The 15,979-nt window shown below is 45.2% G+C and carries 18 protein-coding genes and 1 riboswitch; of the genes, 13 read left to right on the forward strand and 5 right to left on the reverse strand.

Annotation, left to right across the window (positions count from 1 at the left end; genetic code table 11):
• The first annotated feature begins 337 nt into the window (after positions 1-337).
• The 3 genes from fakB to OCU14_RS10675 all read left to right on the forward strand — a co-directional run bounded on the left by fakB (position 338) and on the right by OCU14_RS10675 (position 2,638).
• Positions 338-1,204 carry a DegV family protein gene (gene fakB / locus OCU14_RS10665; protein WP_261811007.1) on the forward strand — a complete coding sequence of 289 codons (867 nt, stop codon included), beginning with the start codon at positions 338-340 and terminating at the stop codon, positions 1,202-1,204.
• A 50-nt stretch (positions 1,205-1,254) separates the two neighbouring features.
• A riboswitch (THF riboswitch) is annotated at positions 1,255-1,352 on the forward strand.
• Between the two features lie 42 nt (positions 1,353-1,394).
• Positions 1,395-1,919 (forward strand): folate family ECF transporter S component, encoded by a 525-nt coding sequence (locus OCU14_RS10670; protein ID WP_261811023.1) that lies wholly within the window; start codon positions 1,395-1,397, stop codon positions 1,917-1,919.
• Positions 1,920-2,197: 278 nt separating this feature from the next.
• A complete protein-coding gene (locus OCU14_RS10675; RefSeq protein WP_261811008.1) occupies positions 2,198-2,638 on the forward strand; it encodes a GtrA family protein in 441 nt (146 codons plus the stop codon).
• 151 nt (positions 2,639-2,789) lie between these two features.
• On the opposite strand, the gene OCU14_RS10680 is transcribed toward OCU14_RS10675, so the two are convergent.
• Entirely contained in the window at positions 2,790-3,302 is a 513-nt protein-coding gene (locus tag OCU14_RS10680; protein WP_261811009.1) for a VanZ family protein, read from the reverse strand.
• Between the two features lie 261 nt (positions 3,303-3,563).
• Between OCU14_RS10680 and OCU14_RS10685 the strand changes: the two genes are divergently transcribed.
• Both OCU14_RS10685 and OCU14_RS10690 read left to right on the forward strand, forming a co-directional pair.
• Positions 3,564-3,893, forward strand: a complete 330-nt coding sequence (locus OCU14_RS10685; RefSeq protein WP_261811010.1) for a MazG nucleotide pyrophosphohydrolase domain-containing protein — start codon at positions 3,564-3,566, stop codon at positions 3,891-3,893.
• A 226-nt stretch (positions 3,894-4,119) separates the two neighbouring features.
• On the forward strand, positions 4,120-5,661 hold the full coding sequence (locus OCU14_RS10690) for an endonuclease MutS2 (protein ID WP_261811011.1): 1,542 nt from the start codon (positions 4,120-4,122) through the stop codon (positions 5,659-5,661).
• 117 nt (positions 5,662-5,778) lie between these two features.
• Here the strand turns inward: OCU14_RS10690 and OCU14_RS10695 are convergent, their stop codons facing one another.
• Together OCU14_RS10695 and OCU14_RS10700 are read right to left on the reverse strand one after the other, a co-directional pair.
• Positions 5,779-6,594: a hypothetical protein gene (locus OCU14_RS10695; protein ID WP_261811012.1), complete on the reverse strand. Its 816-nt coding sequence runs from the start codon at positions 6,592-6,594 to the stop codon at positions 5,779-5,781.
• A gap of 109 nt (positions 6,595-6,703) precedes the next feature.
• The gene (locus tag OCU14_RS10700) at positions 6,704-7,243 is read right to left on the reverse strand and encodes a hypothetical protein (RefSeq protein ID WP_261811013.1); all 540 of its coding nucleotides are present in this window, start codon (positions 7,241-7,243) and stop codon (positions 6,704-6,706) included.
• 494 nt (positions 7,244-7,737) lie between these two features.
• Here OCU14_RS10700 and OCU14_RS10705 point away from each other — a divergent pair, with 494 nt between their 5' ends.
• The 4 genes from OCU14_RS10705 (at position 7,738) to OCU14_RS10720 (ending at position 10,757) form a co-directional block, all read left to right on the forward strand.
• Entirely contained in the window at positions 7,738-8,298 is a 561-nt protein-coding gene (locus OCU14_RS10705) for a hypothetical protein (RefSeq protein WP_261811014.1), read from the forward strand.
• Between the two features lie 90 nt (positions 8,299-8,388).
• Complete coding sequence (locus OCU14_RS10710; protein WP_261811015.1) at positions 8,389-9,039, forward strand: endonuclease III domain-containing protein; 651 nt, start codon at positions 8,389-8,391, stop codon at positions 9,037-9,039.
• A gap of 236 nt (positions 9,040-9,275) precedes the next feature.
• Positions 9,276-9,773 carry a cysteine hydrolase family protein gene (locus OCU14_RS10715; protein ID WP_261811016.1) on the forward strand — a complete coding sequence of 166 codons (498 nt, stop codon included), beginning with the start codon at positions 9,276-9,278 and terminating at the stop codon, positions 9,771-9,773.
• Between the two features lie 144 nt (positions 9,774-9,917).
• Positions 9,918-10,757 (forward strand): alpha/beta hydrolase, encoded by an 840-nt coding sequence (locus OCU14_RS10720; RefSeq protein ID WP_261811017.1) that lies wholly within the window; start codon positions 9,918-9,920, stop codon positions 10,755-10,757.
• Positions 10,758-10,841: 84 nt separating this feature from the next.
• Here OCU14_RS10720 and OCU14_RS10725 read toward each other — a convergent pair whose 3' ends face one another.
• Entirely contained in the window at positions 10,842-11,957 is a 1,116-nt protein-coding gene (locus tag OCU14_RS10725) for an alpha/beta fold hydrolase (RefSeq protein ID WP_261811018.1), read from the reverse strand.
• A 180-nt stretch (positions 11,958-12,137) separates the two neighbouring features.
• Between OCU14_RS10725 and OCU14_RS10730 the strand changes: the two genes are divergently transcribed.
• The 4 genes from OCU14_RS10730 to OCU14_RS10745 all read left to right on the forward strand — a co-directional run bounded on the left by OCU14_RS10730 (position 12,138) and on the right by OCU14_RS10745 (position 15,228).
• Positions 12,138-12,698, forward strand: a complete 561-nt coding sequence (locus OCU14_RS10730) for a TetR/AcrR family transcriptional regulator (protein ID WP_261811019.1) — start codon at positions 12,138-12,140, stop codon at positions 12,696-12,698.
• A gap of 130 nt (positions 12,699-12,828) precedes the next feature.
• Positions 12,829-13,116, forward strand: coding sequence for an ArsR/SmtB family transcription factor (locus tag OCU14_RS10735; RefSeq protein ID WP_261811020.1), 288 nt, complete (start codon positions 12,829-12,831; stop codon positions 13,114-13,116).
• A 137-nt stretch (positions 13,117-13,253) separates the two neighbouring features.
• Positions 13,254-14,618, forward strand: coding sequence for an MFS transporter (locus OCU14_RS10740; RefSeq protein ID WP_261811021.1), 1,365 nt, complete (start codon positions 13,254-13,256; stop codon positions 14,616-14,618).
• 268 nt (positions 14,619-14,886) lie between these two features.
• Complete coding sequence (locus OCU14_RS10745) at positions 14,887-15,228, forward strand: MmcQ/YjbR family DNA-binding protein (protein ID WP_261811024.1); 342 nt, start codon at positions 14,887-14,889, stop codon at positions 15,226-15,228.
• A 166-nt stretch (positions 15,229-15,394) separates the two neighbouring features.
• Here the strand turns inward: OCU14_RS10745 and OCU14_RS10750 are convergent.
• Positions 15,395-15,979: RNA-guided endonuclease TnpB family protein (locus OCU14_RS10750; protein ID WP_261811022.1), on the reverse strand; the 585-nt coding region annotated here is incomplete at its 5' end.

Raw genomic sequence — 15,979 nt, forward strand, 5'->3', positions numbered from 1 at the left:
TTCTTGGTCGTTAAGTAATTGTACCCGCTATGGGTCTTTTTATTCAATTAGTGTTGCACTTCGATTGTAAATTCGTCTGTTACAATTTAAGTGGGGCAGTTCATCGGATGTGCCCTTGAGACGGCACGGGAGGTCCATTAGGGCTCGGTGCAATTAAGTCCAGAGAAGTTCTTGGGATGACCGGCGGCAAGTCTGACGATTGCTCTCAAACGAGATCGGGTTAAAATGGCTAAATTTGTTGTGATTACGTTTCCATAACCGCACAAGTTCTAGGCGTTCCCGGCGTTTTATGGTATTCTAGTTTCTAAATGATAAAAAACAAAAGTAGGTGTAAGAAATGAAGATTGCTGTGGTCACCGATAGTACTAGCTATTTGTCCGCAGAAGAGGTCGAGCGGTATCATATTCACGTCGTACCAATTCCGGTGATCATTGATGGTCGCTCCTATGATGAAGATGTTGATATTACCACGAGTGAATTCTACGAGCGGTTAAGAAATTCCAAATCATTTCCAAGTACGTCCCAACCACCATTGGGTGAAATGATTAATTTATACGACCAATTGGCTGACGAGGGCTATGATGCGGTGATTAGTATTCATTTGGCCAGCACAATTTCCGGTTTTGTTAACCAATTGAAGGCCTTGGCGCCCACCATCGAACGGATCAAGGTCATTCCTTATGACTCACAGATCACGGTCAAGTTGATGGGGTACTTAGCGATTGAAGCGTCACGGATGGCTGCGAAGGGTGCCGAACCGGATGAAATTATCGCCCGGTTGGACGACTTACGGTCAACGATTGGCGAATACTTCGTTGTTGATGATCTACAAAACCTGGTCCGTGGCGGCCGGTTGTCCAATGCTTCCGGGTTCATCGGGAGTGTGTTACGGATTAAACCATTATTAACATTTGATGACGAGACCCACGAGATTGTGGCTTTTGAAAAGGTACGGTCACGTAAGAAGGCCTTGGCTCGAGTTGAGGACTTATTTGTCCAGGCCCAGGCAAAGGTCGACTACCCATTACGGGCGTTGGTCTTAGATGCGAACGATCCAGATGGCGGGCAGGCCTGGGCGGAGAAGATTGCGACCCAGTACCCTGAGATCCCCGTGGAACGCTCATACTTTGGGCCAGTCATCGGGACCCACCTGGGGGAAAAGGCCTTGGCCTTGGCTTGGTTGAAGGACTTCGACCGCGCATAACGCGTGCAAGTCTGGTATGAGTATGGTATGCTGTTTTCTGTAATTAAATTTACGGAGTAGGAAATAAGGCGTCAAGTGCCGGTGGAACGCAATGTGAACACCGGACGAAGGGAATGTGTCCCGCGATCTTATTTCCGCATTGACCGCAGCAATGTGGCAACTCCCTTAGGAGATGTCTGAATTGAAGACAATGGCAAAAACCCAGCTACCCAAGCTGGACACGTTGAGTATGGTAACGATGGGGTTATTGATGGCGTTGCAGCTGGTCATCAGCCGCTTCTCGATCGGCAATAACTTTATCAAGTTTAGTTTTACCTTCCTGATCGTGGCGTTACTCGCCAAGTGGTTCGGTCCTTGGTGGGGCATGATGACCGCGGCAGTCGTTGACGTTGTGGGAACCCTGATGACTGGTGGACCATTTTTCCTAGGATTCACGGTATCGGCGATCCTGGGATCATTGATTTACGCGTTGTTCCTTTACAAACAACCGGTGAGTTGGGGGCGCATTACACTAGCTTCTGTGATTATCGCAGTCGTCGTGAATGCCTTTCTCAACACGCTGTGGGTGACCATCATGTACCGGACGCCATTCTGGAGTCTGTTACCACTACGGGTCGTTAAACAACTCATTGTGACACCCATTCAAATTGTTCTGGTCTATGGCTTGTTAAAGAGCCGCGTGATTCAAACGATTCAGGAAAGATTAAATCGATAAATGACACGAGCACCGTTTCGGTTAAGCCGGGACGGTGTTTTTAAATGCCAATCAGCTAGGGAAATTAAATTAATTACTTTAACTTATACGAATCAAAATTCACCACTACCACTACACGGATCAGCCTGCCAACACAGGCTATCCAGCACCTAACGGTAAATACAGGTCAGCGATCCAACCCTTAATTTTTTCTATTAAATGGGGGCGGCAGCTTGCGTCATTAAAGGTTTTCAGCTATAACGGGAGAAGATAAGGATTATTCAGGGGGGACTAGAAACATGCAACGATTACTGCAACTTTACTACAAATATCAGGACGTGCTGGCCTACCTGATATTCGGGGGATTGACGACAGTGGTTAATTTGGTCGTCTTTTATGTCACGGCCACACTGTGGGGGTGGAACTACCAGGTTGGAAATGTTTGGGCCTGGTTCCTGTCAGTCTTATTTGCTTATTTAACCAATCGGGTTTGGGTCTTCCATTCTCATTTCACAACGACTAAGGCACTTTTCAGCGAGGTCGTCACATTCTTCCTCGCGCGGGGAGCGACATTGATTATGGATATGGCCATCATGTGGGCCGGGGTCACGTTACTCCAGCAAAATGAGATGGTGACCAAACTGGTTGACCAAGTGGTGGTTGTCTTGGCTAACTACTTCTTCAGTAAGTGGTTTGTCTTCAAGAAGAACAAGGCCTCATCGGTCAACGAACAGAATTAAATCTTTTGATGAACCATTATTGGTGTGTGAGCGCTAGTAATGGTTTTTATTTTATTCTGAAACTGCTGCATCGGTCTGGCAGTGTGACCCGCTGAAGTTCAAATGCCACAAAAAAACTGACATTCCGTAAGAATGTCAGTCACGAGTTTACTTAGGCAATCGCACGTTCCGCATGAGTTCTGCGATTGTTGACTACCCGGTTGAAGATAGCAACGGCCAGGCCACCGACTAGAATGCCTAGGGCGTTGGCCAGAACATCATTGATGTCACTGCTACGGTTGATGAGCCAGTGATGAGAGAGAACGTATTGTATGGTTTCGACGCTGCCCCCAACGAAGAGGCCAAAGAGGCTGACGTCTAGGAGTGAAAGCTTAGGTAACGCCCATTTTGCCAGTAGACCCAGCGGAATCGTCAAGACGATGTTCTCTAGGAAGCCAAGGTTGAAGACGTCGAGATTGGTTAAGTTGACCCGGCCAATCCCGATGGGCATGATATAAATTGCTGTGCCAGAAAATGAAATTGGGGTAAAGAGAATGGCGGCCAGGCCCGTTAAGTAGCCTAGCACTAAGAGGGCGAACCAGCGACGTTTGCGGCCGGTTGCGACGATGAGTAGGCCACTTAGTCCAGCCAGTAAGATGATGAGTAATAAGGGTTCCCAACGCATCGAACCACCTCCATAAAAGTTTGCTTGTCTGTCGTGTCGGTTAACATGTTTCTAGACTACAACAGATTTGGCTAATACGGTGGTTTTTGAGAGGAGTTTTAAGGTTTCTTGGTTCCTTTAGGAAAACCATAAGGACTTAGTCAAAGAATCATCACACTTTTTCGGGGAGTTGCGGCTATTCATTTATTTGTAAGTCGTCTGTGCAGGTCTCGAGGTTAGGATCTGGTACAGTTGAAAGAACACTAAAAGGGGGACGAACACGTGACAATTACGGAACATCAAGATTGGTTGGTCGATTTTTACCAACGACGGCATTGGTACCAGTATTCACCCTTCGTTCATTTGAACTTTTTAACCGAAGAGGCCGGTGAGGTTTCACGGGCCATTCGAGCAATTGAGATCGGGCGGGACCATCCCGGCGAAAAAACAGCAACGCCAGCGGCTCGTCAGGCCAATTTACGTGAAGAATTGGCAGATGTCCTCGACCAGGTTTTGGTGATCAGTAGTCTGTATGATATTGATGCGAGTGACCTGCTGGCAGCCAGTGAGACCAAGCTGACCGAACGTTTCAAGGATAGTCAACCAGACTAAATGAACCCTGAAAGCCACCACCACAGCTGACGGTGGCTTTTTACTTGTTTGCTCGAGAAACCAAGGTGTGCTAAGGTGGAAGCCGACGCTATAAGGAGTGAAGTTAATGAGTGTGAATAATTGTCGCGTGATGTCCGGTACTAAACAGACCATGAATTAGCAACAGCAGGACCGACAGTTCAAACCAATGAATGTTTCTCCATGCTGATTGCTGCAAGGAGAAAAAATGACTTTAAAACAAATTACCCAGCTTGATCAGCTCCTAGCGACCGTCGCCCAATTCACGCACAGTGACCGGGCGGCTAATGCCTTACAGACGGCACCTAACGTGACAGACATTAAGATCGTTCGGCAACAGTTAAAACTGACGGCCGAGGCCCATCGTTTACTCGCCAACGATGTTATGTTGACGTACTTTGATCTGGATCAGCTGACGGCTTTACAAACAAAATTAGACCAAGGACTCTTACTCACGGCGGAACAGTTGGGAATGGTTAGTGATTTTCTGACAAACCTCCAGCGATTGACGACCGTGCTGCGTGAGCATGAACAGCTCGCACCAGGGTTAACGGTCATGTTAGCTTCCGCGAAAGGTCTGAGCGGCCTGCAGGGCCGTTTAGCTCACGTAATTGTCAGAGGGCAGGTTGCGGACGACGCCACGCCGCAGTTGGCCGACATTCGGCGGCAGATTAAGAAACAACGCCAACAGGTACAAACAACCCTGACGCAATTTGTCCAGAAGCACGCCAAGGCGGTTCAGAGTAATCGACTGATCACGCGAAATGACCGGGTCTGCGTGCAATTGAAGGCGAGCTATAAGAACCGGTTCCCAGGTCAGGTCGTCGACCAATCTGGGACCGGATCGACGGTCTTTTTTGAACCCCAAGCGGCGGCAAAGAAGTCGGCCGTGTTAACCAGCCTGATCAATGCCGAGAGTGATGAGATTTATCAATTGTTGGCTACGTTGACTGGAGACGTTCTGGATCACTGGGACGATCTGAAAGCCAATCAAGACCTACTCAGTGATTTTGATCAGACCATGGCCAAAGGGCAGTATGGTTTGGAGACAGGTAGCCATCTGCCTAAACTGAACACCGACCAATACATTAAAATCGTGGCCGGCCGCCATCCCTTGTTGGGACCGGATGCCGTTCCTTTGGATATCGAACTTACGTCACATCAAGGTCTGATGATTACCGGGGCCAACTCCGGTGGGAAGACTGTGGTATTGAAGACAATTGCGTTATTTGCGTTGATGGTTCAGTTTGGCCTGGAATTACCTGCCGAGAAGGGCACAGAGATGGCCGTCTTTAGTCAATTCTGGGTCGACATTGGGGATAATCAAAGCCTTACCGCTCAGTTGAGTACCTTTGCGGCTGAGATGACGACCCTAGTGGATATGACCGCTAATATTCAAGCCAACGCCCTGGTTTTACTTGATGAAATCGGGAGTGGGACTGATCCCGAGGAGGGTTCTGCCCTGAGTATTTCGATTATCGAATACCTCCGCCAGCAACAGGCAACGATCATTGCCACAACCCACTTCAGTGCCATTAAGGAATATGCAGTGGATTGTCCAACCTTTATGACGGCTACCATGGCGTTCGATCCCAAGACGTTACGTCCCACGTATCGCCTGCTTCTGCATCAGGTTGGGGCTAGTGAGGCGGTGTGGTTGGCCGAGCGTTTAGGATTGGCAAAACCGATCCTAGAGGATACACGGCGTCGATTGGCGGCGAAGTCCCACGTGGGACAGGCTGGTCGATGAGTCACTTAGATTGAATGATGAAAAAAACTGGTTTCGGAGAGCATTGCGATCTTCGGAACCAGTTTTAGTTTAGAATCATTTAAATGAAATGACTTAACGATAGTGTGATAAGCAAATTTAGATGTCTGTTGTGGCCATTCTTCCTGCGTAGTAGGGATTGCCATTAACCGTGTAACAGTCCCATCCACCGTCCCAAACGGGCTCATCTGAACCAGTACCGTCATCGAAAATAACATTTTTCTTTAAATCTTTAATCTTAAGTTGATACGTGTTACGCCCGATCTTTTTTCCTGGGAGCCCTTTAATTGCAGGACGGTATTGGACCGTTGTCGTATTTCCTTTGACCGTCGTTTTTATCATTTTGGCGGACGCAGATGGTTTGTAAACATCATCCTTGAGTCCGCTAAGGACGTACATATCCGTGGAACAAGGATCATAGCGATTAACCGTAGATAGATTGTAATATTGAATATAGTTGTCTAATGTCAGATAAAATAATGGTGTCGAAGAGTAGTCATGTTTTCTGAGTTTAAAACCTGTTCCTTGTCGTAGAACAGTTGCTCGAATAGGTGCTTTTAGGTTAACTCTTTTAAAGTTAGATTTAGTGAGTGGTATGGTTGGTTTTTGCGCATATCGAAGGCTTCTAATCTTATCGTAATGGACAGCACCGAGTGTGAAGGAAGCCTTATGCCCGTTTTCACTTTCAGAATAAAGTTGAAGAACTGTTCCCTTTTTTATGAGGAGCGGCTTATATTTTTTCCCGTGTTTTTGAGAGATACCCACATACATGGTCTTTTTTGTTCGAACATAGCCCTGGTATGGAAGTTTCAAGTATTGATTGGATGCCTGAGCCGGTAATGTTGCAGATGTAAGTCCCATTCCGACAACAGTTCCAAACAAAAGTAATCCCCGAAGAACTTTATGATTTAACAATCTAATTACCCCCTGGTTTTCCGATACATCTACATTATAGGACATTGAATCTTTGGATAGCAAAAAGTTCTCAGGAATTAAATGGCTTCCTGAGAACTTGCATGCTACTTTATCTATTTTTTCTTGAACGTTTTCGTTCATGGCGGTCATGCCGGTTCTCGGCTTGCATGGCGGCATTGTGACGCATTTCCGTGGGGTACTGTCGCGATGCCAGTAACCAGACACAGCCCCGTTGAACCAGTAAGGTTATGCCTAAATAGAGGAGCAAGGTCACCGAACTCCCGGTCCAAATACGGTCCACACCGAGGTGGCCAAGGGTACCGACAGCCCACCAAACTAGGGTGAGCCAATTACCCTGGCGCATGACAATTCCCTCATCGTTCACCCAAAAGCGGTAAGACCAGGCCCGTAATCCCGCGAATATCACGGCACTGGCTAAACTCAAGCCACCGAAAATCAATGCTTGTTGAAATGTAATTTGTAAATGTTGCTTCTGGAAGGCATCCCCAATCGAGGCCGCACCGAGTAGGACCACTAAAATGAAAAATTCAATTTTGAATCGAATGATCTTGGGTGCCAGCTGTCGCTTAATAACGACAAATAGTAGCCAGGCCCCCAGAACAAGATTGGTTAAATCTAAGTTTTGCATGTGTTACTCCTTGACGTGATTTATTGAATTCAAATTTTGAGTATACACCTTTTATAGGAGTGAAGGAATAATTCTTTAAGAGTTGGACTAAAGAACAAGTACCTCCCTACAGTTCAGAGAAAATGAGGGTATTGTGTCAAAGGGGTTGGAACAAAGTTATTTATAACTTCTCTTGACCCAATCTGTGAAAGTGAGACGTTCAATCTGTTAGTATGGGGTTCTGATAGCTAGACCAATAAGCTTATACTGCGGTGGAAGAACGGCATCGCGGTCTTGATGCTTGCCAGGAGGACTACTGGATGATAAGGTTTAGGGGCTCTAGGATTTCATCGGAGGAGTAGGTGCCTACATTAGCTATCCCTCAGTATCAATAAGCTTATTGAAAATATTTTTATTAATATATACCAGCTAATGATTGGATAAAAATGAATGTGACTTATTCTTTATCTGGCAGCATCACGCTGGCTTAGTTGAAGTTGAATGGAGGAATTGACATGCAACATGATGAATCAAGAAGACCACTTCCAATTTGGGTAGCAATTCTTGGCATTGTCATAACCCTAAGCTTGGGATTGTCAGTGATCAAGGCTGATGCAGCTAAGGTTCCGAGCCAACAAAAATTGCGAACAGAGAAAGCCTATTACATTAAGAAAAATAAAAAGGTGCTTCGAGCGGCAACTCTGAACAAGAAGGGTTTATCGATCGCCTGGAAAGAAGTTGTATCACACAAGATCAAGTTACTCAAACATTTGAAGAAGACGATTGCACAGGAAAAAGGGACCGTGTATACGGCAAAGCAAGCGAAGAGTTTGACGCACAAAATTAATAAGCTTAATAAAAAGTATGTGGCTAAACTCAAGAAGTTAAAGGCCCAGAAGGTTCCCTCGGACATCGTACATAACTATTACCGTTTTCCAAATGGCGATATTTCTTTCATGCAGGAAAAGGTAAAACAGGTGGGAAACACCACCTACATTCTCCATGGTATCCATGAACTCAACGGTGTCTTTCATAACTTTGGGGGCCACGGTGCTGGTTTTACGGTCGGTAAATAAATTTGTCGAATTAGTATGTCCTCAGGTCTTTTGCGGTAAGATTGAGTTATGAAGTTACCGTCCAAAAGATGAGAGGGGCTGGCATTACTTATGTTGAAAGACAAACAGATAGTCTGGGCTATTCATGAGATGGAAGAGGATATTGGTCCAGTTGGACCTTCACTTGATTCTAGAACACCATTTCAATACTTGATATCGGTGATTCTCAGTGCGCAGGCGACAGACGTATCGGTTAACAAGGTGACACCAACTTTGTTTGCGAAGTATCCGAATCCAGCGGATTTAATGGCGGCCAATGTTAACGATGTCGAATTGATTATTAAGAGTGTGGGTTTATTCCACAATAAAGCGAAAAACATTATCAAGACCGCTCGTATCGTTCATGAGGAGTTGAATGATGTTGTCCCAACCGATCGTAAGGGAATTATGGCCCTGCCGGGTGCTGGGAGAAAGACGGCCAATGTGGTCTTGAGTGATGTCTTTGGCGAGCCAACCTTTGCTGTAGATACGCACGTGTCGGCCATTTCGAAACGGCTACACTTTGTTGAGCAAACGGCATCCCCACTGCAGGTGGAGAAGAAAATTGTTGGTGTTTTAGCTCCCGAAGAATTACATCGCGCACATCATACGATGATTGAATACGGTCGAATGTATTCGATGAAGCTGTCTCCAGACAAAGAGGTTTGTCAGTTGATTATTGACTGTGACAAGCTGAATGAGGAGAACGAAGCTGAAATTTAATGAGGAAGAGAGGCTTTACAGCACCCCTGAGGGGCTCTGAAGCTTCTTTTGTGGTCGCTTGCAGTAATCTGTGCCCAAAGTGAATGAAAGTCGGGCGTCACGCAAAAACTAGTTAGCAAGCGAATGCCAATTAAACGTTAAATAAAGCCAACTCAAATTTTTTAATAGTTTGAAGGACACCGTAAATAGCGTATGATAGAAACTAAGCTGAAAGATTCCTGAAGGAGGCCATCAACATGGCAGATGTCTTACTAGTCATTGATCTTCAAAACGGTGTTTGTTACGGTGAACAAACCGCAGTAAACATGCCCCAAGTCATTGCAGGTGTTAACGCCCAGATTGCGGCGTATCGCAAGGCTAAGAAACCAATTGTTTTTATCCAGCATTCGGATGAGGACTTGGTAGAAGGGACCCACGATTGGGAATTGATTCCTGAATTGGATTACCGCGACACGGATCCCATCGTTTCTAAGCACCACGCAAATGCCTTTTTCCATTCTAATCTGCGGAGCGTCTTAACGAGCTTTGCGGCAGAGTCCTTGGAAATTTGTGGCGCACAGGTTGAATACTGTGTCGATACGACCACTAAGGTGGCTCATGGTATTGGTTATGACTTACAAATGACGCGGGGGTTAACAACCACCGTAGATAATAAATTTATGACAGCGGATCAAACCATTGCCTTTTTCGAGGGTATTTGGGATCACCGGTTTGTCACCATGCTAGAAGCCTAAATATGCAAGCTCACCGCCAATGGACGGTGAGTTTTTTTATAAATTGAAACGTGCTATAAATTAATTTCAAAATAGGGCTTGCCTTAGAGTCCACATGAGGGGGTATACTTTTGCCATTAAATAAAATATGGGGAGAACCACCTTATGAAAAAAAGAGGATTTCTGTTTTTGGGACTTGGTCTGTTGGCTTTAGGGTTGTCAGCCTGTGGCCTGACTAGCAATCGGAGTGATGCGGCGTCGTTGCCTGACGCCAGTAAATACGAGCCAACGCTGTTCTTTCACGGCTGGGGAAGTAGTACGCACGCCGAGGAACAAATGGCACATTCACTGGTGAACGCCGGTTTAACGCATACTATTATTCGGGCAACCGTTTCGAAAAAAGGAAGGGTGTCGCTGAAAGGTCACTTTCGCGAAGGTGATTACCATCCAATTGTTGAAGTCGGATTTGAAGACAATCATAATGCCAGTTCGCAGCAGTGGGGACAATGGGCCAAGGCGACTGTGGTTAAGTTGCAGCGGACGTATCACACGAAGAAGTTCAATGTAGTTGGCCATTCGATGGGTAACATGGCCATTATGTATTACTTACGGGATAATAACAGCAGCTTACCAAAATTACAGAAACAGGTCGATATTGCCGGCCACTTTAATGGGATACTTGGTATGAACGATGAACCTAATCGCATGAAGTTGCAGGCCAATGGCAAACCCGAGAAGATGCAGACGGATTATAAGCGGCTGTTGGGTCTCCGAAAGACCTATCCGAAGCAAATTGCAGTTCTAAATATCTACGGGGATAAGAATGATGGATCGCATTCGGATGGATCAGTCAGTAACGCTTCCTCCAAATCATTAAGATACCTAGTCTCCAGCCGAGCAAAATCCTATCAAGAACGTAAGATTGTCGGTCCCAATGCACAGCACAGCAAGTTACACGACAATGTGAAGGTAGATAAGCTGTTGATTAGTTTCTTACGGAATTAGTCGGTGTTAGTGTTTAATCACAGATGGTAAAACGGATGAAGTGAGGCGCCAATGATTGGTGAAGCCTCACTTCATCCGTTTTACTTAGTCTGTAAGAAAGGATTTGATCTCATCGAAGGCAAGATCAACACGTCCAACTTGACAATGTTGATCGGCACCAGTTTCTTTTGTAAAGAGCTTGGTTCTGATTTCTCCTGCATTGACTAGTTTTTCTCGAATGGTTTTTAATCGCTTTACGGGTACATATTGATCGTTTTCACCGGCCAATAAAAGGCAATCCTGATTCACGTATTTCAAGATATGGCTAGCATTATGTTTCTTGATGTCTTGAAAGAAATCATAAGGGGTATTGGTACCGGTCAATAGATAGCCGTTACCGAGTTTCCATTGAAGATCAATGTTATTTTGGGCAGCTTTGGATAGTAGTCTGTTTAGAGTCTTCTTCTGATGGAGGAGTAGCGCTCCAGATAAAATTCCAAATTTGAATAGTCCTAAGTTCATTTTACAGGTATCCATTGGGGTGTAAAAAACATCAAGTGCAATAACTTTTTTGATCCTCTTCTCAAAGGCTGCGGCACGCATAACTAGGTATCCTCCCCAAGACATACCGATTGCGTCAACTTCACTTAACTTGAAATAATCCAGTATTACAGAAACTGGTTTTTCGAAATTATGAATGAAGTGCAAGCCTTGTGACGAAGTATTGCCCTGACCTGGACCATCAAAAATAATAATATTATAGTTAGTTCCCTTCATGTATTTGTAAAAACTGGTCAGTTCTTCCAAATAGCCATCGAATCCACCAATGACGAGTAATGTTTTTGTTGCCTGGGCTTGCTTTAATAATAAAGCTGGAAGTGTTCCACCTTCGTAAGGTACCTGATATCGTTCATAATCAAAGTCATTGTAGCTCTGGTAGAAGCATCGAATAAAATCGTTATATAGAGTGACTTTTTGTTTCGTATTTTCGAACAGATAAAACATGGCAGCTTTATAGTAGCTGGCAGCTATAGCATATTCATCTTCTTCCTCATAATATTCAGCCCGTTTGGACCACCACTTCGTCCAGGTTGCAAAGTCTGTGACATCTTTGGCTATGTTCTTTAAATCACTTTGAACGTCCTTGTTCTGTAAAAAATCCATCGTAAAACGATGGATTTGAAAATCAAATTGCTGGTTGCCAGTTATAACGTCAGTCATTTTTATCTCCCCCAAATTATAAAACTAATTTTATTGTTGGCTAACAATTAGTCACAGTTTAAAGTGCTTCCCTATGACGCCATGACTTTAGCATTATATAATTGGTAAAACAAGATAGTTGGTGTATTGTTTGACAAGTGCTACATATAGGCCATTTGTGTGACAGTAGGGGGGATTGGAATGAATGGGCAGGAACGACTGGTACGGCAGTCAAAGACATGGCTATTAAAAGCACTTTTTGATTTATTAGCTGAACAGCCCTATGAAGACATCTCAGTCAGAGAGATTGCGGAAAAAGCCCAGCTTTCACGCCGCACATTCTATCGTTTGTATAAGAATAAAGAGGATCTTTTAAACTCCTATAACAGTGAGATTGGCAGTCAATATCTATCAGAGCTTGTAAAGTTTGGTTCTGGGGGAGCAACACTTGAGGAGGGACTCACCTTCTTTTTTGAATTTTGGTGGCGTGAGAGAGAGCAAATAAGATTACTCATGAGGCAAGGGCTTTACGGCCGGTTTCTAGAGGCAATGAATCCCCATGTCATTAAGGTCTACCAAAGGTTCCCGGCTCCATGGCATATGAAAGGAACGGAGAAAGAAAAGACATATTTTATGATGTTCGCTGTCGGTGGGCTTTGGAATGTCTTAGGCAATTGGCTAATCGAATCGGAACCCCAATCACCTGAAAATATGGCATCGTTGATGATATCCGGTGTTATGAGCTTGCAAGATGAAGTTTAAATCGGTTCAATAAAATATACTTTGACTTTGGTGGTTTTTGAACTTCATGAACAATTTGAAATTGAGATGAGTATTGGTTTATAAGCTTCAAACCCTTGCGAAAAATCAATTTTCTAGTAGGATAGGGATTATGACAAAACAAGTACACACAACTGAAGAAAGCACAAAGGTCTTTAAGGCCCTTGCCGATCCGATTCGTTTAGAAATTATCCGTTATCTGAACAAATTGGATCATGAGGTTTCCTGTGGTGAAGTCGGTCAGGCTATGGCGATTAGTAAGACTTCCGGATCTTATCACTTTAAGATTCTCCAGGAAGCGGGATTGATCACGGCCCATAAGGTCGCACGTGAAAAATATGTGGCGTTAGACCGGTCGACATTCGATCAGTACCTAACCCATTTCTGGCAAAATTTGTAGTTACCTAGACCAATGAAGAGGCGATCGCTGAGATCGTCTCTTTTTAATTTTGGTTCTTGCCAGGTCGAAATGGGCATGCTATGTTTAAATAGTTCAAAATAATTTGAACTATTTTTCAACATTAGGGAGACGGGAAAATGACAGGGAAGGCAACTCATTCAATATGGATTCTTTTACTGACGTCACTAGGATTTTTCATGGCCATGATGGATGCGATGATTGTGACCACGGCTTCAACCGCAATTCGAACAGACTTTCACATTTCGGTAAGCACCCTACAGTGGGCATTAAATGCCTATAACATCACGATTGCGGCGATTTTACTGGTTGGCGTTTCACTTGGAGAGCGTTGGGGGAGACGGCGAATTTACAATTGGGGCATTCTAATTTTTACGGTTGGCTCAGTGCTCTGTGCCTTGGCAACTAGTATCAACTGGTTGATTCTGGCTCGGATTGTTGAAGGCCTGGGGGCTTCAGTCATGACGCCGATGTCGATGGCGATCCTCACGAATGCCCTACCTGGAAATCAACGGGGACGCGCACTTGGAATTTGGAGTGGGATTGGTGGCTTGGCTCTAATTGTGGGGCCATCCCTGGGTGGCTTCATTGTGGCCCAGTTAACATGGCAGTGGATCTTTTGGATTAATGTTCCGGTGGGCGTTCTAGCCATTCTCTTGTCCCAACGTTATTTACCCGAAAGTCATGGTCAGAGTCGTCCGATTAATCTTGGCGACAACCTCTTAATTATGGTGGCCATGGCTGGATTGATTTGGGCATTATCTGCCACGACTGGGCATCTCAGCGGTAGCCAGTTGAGTTGGGTACTGGTAGTTGGTTTGGTTAGTCTCGGGTGTGGGGTGTGGTTCTTCTTCCGTCAATCTCGCGAAGCGGCGCCAATGATGCCACTAAGTTTCTTTCGGGAAAGAAACTTTACGGGTGGGAATCTCGCAACCGCCTGCCTTTACGGATCAATGTATGGTGTGGTGTTTTTCCTGCCCCAATATCTGCAACTGAATCCCGAGGCTACGGCATTGACTGCGGGGTTAGAGCTGTTACCGTGGACGGGGACATTAGTTGTGGTGGCTCCCTTTGCCGGACGAGCGGTCGATAGATTTGGCGAACGGTGGGTGGCCACGCTAGGGTTGTTATTCCAGGGTCTGGGCTATCTCTTAATTGCCGTATGCGTTCATAAAAGTTATGGGTGGTTAATTCTACCGCTAATGCTGGCAGGAGTTGGATTATCAATGGCTGGGCCAGCCTTGCAGAAGACCGTTCTGGGGGCCGTTCCACGCTCAGCAATTGGCCAGGCTTCGGGAATCTATAATGTTTTTCGCTTGCTAGGTGGGGCATTAGGGACCATTGTTGCCGTAATGATTTTTTACCAGTTTCAGAGTGGGGATTTTGTCCGTGGATTCCAAGCGACGATGCTTGGGACGGGCACGGTGTCATTGCTGGGAGTATTGTGGTCATGGCGGTTACAGTCTAATGCGCATCGAAGTTAGAACAGGTTCAATTCGGTTTTCAAATCGATGCTAACTGTGCCTATTGTGGTCACGCTAGAATGTGACACGAGGCGCAATGGTCAATTCAGCGGTTCCTTCTTGACGACTTCCATTTCGTCGATTAGGCTTGAAATGAAGCGGTAATTGACCGGGCCTTCGTGTGGCTGTATCAACTCGCAGGACCGTTTGTATTTATCATGCCGTCTTTCTATTTTGAAAACGACGTGATTATCTGAGTTGGAACTAAACAGGGGGTAGTGTTGTGGAAATGACAAAAGAGGAATTGATTAAATTCAGTAGCCAGGGTAAGAAGGTGGTCGTTGATGAACCTTTCAATAATCCTGCACATCGGAATCAAATTATTTTCGACGCCTTGCGCCATTCAGCAAGTAAGAAAATATTTGGTCTAGCTTATCTTAACGATGAAGGCTTGTACCTGGATCTTAAGTGTGAGACGGGGAAAATTGATGAGTTGGTTGCGAACTTCCCCTATATCTTGGCAGGAAAGCATTTCACGAAGCAACACTGGATTACCCTGGATATTAACCAGATGACTTCGAAGTCTGAACTAGCCAATCTAGTGGATGCGAGTTACCGATTGACGGAATAGTCAGGTCAATTGCCGGAAAGTTGCGAGTCAATTGCCCCTGAATGAATTCAGAGGCTTGTCGCTCACGTGTCTGATGACACAGTAGTCCAACATGCCTGTTAAAGCATTCCTACTCGTAGTGGCAACATCATCGGGTAATTGACGGCTACCCGTTTAACTGCCAGGTTTACCTGGCAGTTGTTAGCTTCTTAATCTTTGGATATTTGACACCATTCAACCATTCTTGCCCAAGCATCTCAATATTCATTGCTCCTAATCGGTCATCGTTACAACGATACTGGCACTTTTTACACCAATACTCGTGACTGTTGTGATGGCGATTGTCCTTCTCAACCAGGCCACACTTGGGGCATCTCTGTGAGGTGAATACTGGATTCACTTTCACAACGATACTTTGAATAGCCTGAGCCTTGTATGTTAAGAAAGACTCCAGTTGAAAGAACGACCATGAACGATGGCTGTTTCGTAGGGACTTAGGCAGGTCATCAGTGTTAAACGTCACGTTAGTTAAATTTTCCAAAACGAAGAGTGTATGCGCACCATATGCCGTAACGAGTGTCTTAGCTAGCCGATGATTCACATCGGTCATCCAACGGTTCTCTCGTTGAGCCAGTTGCTTTAGTTTTCTCTTGGCAGATGTGGTACCTTTACTTTGTAATTGTCGACGAATCTCAAGAAACTTCTTTCGCTTACGTAAGATCTTTTTCCCGTCAAAGAATAGCGTCTTTCCTTCACTATCGAAGGCAGTTGC

The organism is Levilactobacillus humaensis, from assembly GCF_024345185.1.
Taxonomy (GTDB): Bacteria; Bacillota; Bacilli; order Lactobacillales; family Lactobacillaceae; genus Levilactobacillus; species Levilactobacillus humaensis.